Source organism: Vibrio sp. 704 (genome assembly GCF_033339295.1).
The window spans coordinates 1-680 of record NZ_JAWOUH010000481.1; the positions used below are offsets into that span (position 1 = coordinate 1).

Below are 680 nucleotides of genomic sequence, written 5' to 3' on the forward strand. Positions count from 1 at the left end.
AGGCCGATCACGTGACACCAGATCAGCATCCGCACCTTGTCTCTCTACTGCAACAAATGGTGCACCCAGCATGGCAAACCGCTGCTTATGAGAACATTGAAATGAGTTGTATGAGCATTGCTTCCATCCAAGCGACCACTTCAGGGTTTATTACCTCAGGCGACAAAACCATTTCTGCGTTACAAGGTACGACCTTAAACGGTGAGGCAATGACGATGTTCCCAGGAGAGGTGCCGAAGAAGCTACCCAATGCCGCCTATTGGCAAAACAGTGGTTTTGACTTTACTCCCTTCCGTCCTATGCCGTCAGCAAGTGATGAACCGATGAAACACATACGTCTAGATAAAGCACTGGATTATCTGCTAGGAGACAAATTGAAATGAGCGAATTGAAGCAGAAACAAATTTTCTCTGACAAAGCACTAGAGAAAGAGCAGCAATCGGATTCACCAGAGTTAACGGCGCAAAAGACATTCAGTGAAAAAGAAACTTTTGTACCAGTGAAGATAGAAGAAGATCGAATTGAAACCGAACAAGAACGGCAACTTGAACACGTGATTCGCCCTAGGCCGGGCAGAAAGTGGCTCGCAACCGGTGTGTTTGCTACTTTTGCCGGATTGGTCGGGTGGCAGGCTGTGGACTCAGTTGTCACTGCGGTGCAAACAGCTGACTGGCTAGCAT

General features: G+C 47.6%; 1 protein-coding gene and 1 pseudogene. Both read left to right on the forward strand.

Translation table 11 applies throughout. The annotated features are described in order from the left end of the window. Positions 1 to 383, forward strand: a 383-nt coding sequence (locus tag R7R24_RS27245) for a YcjX family protein (protein WP_318120204.1), incomplete at its 5' end; no start/stop codon positions are given. After that, a pseudogene (locus R7R24_RS27250) lies at positions 380 to 680 on the forward strand (TIGR01620 family protein); the annotation flags it as partial. The gene R7R24_RS27245 and the pseudogene R7R24_RS27250, both read left to right, overlap by 4 nt.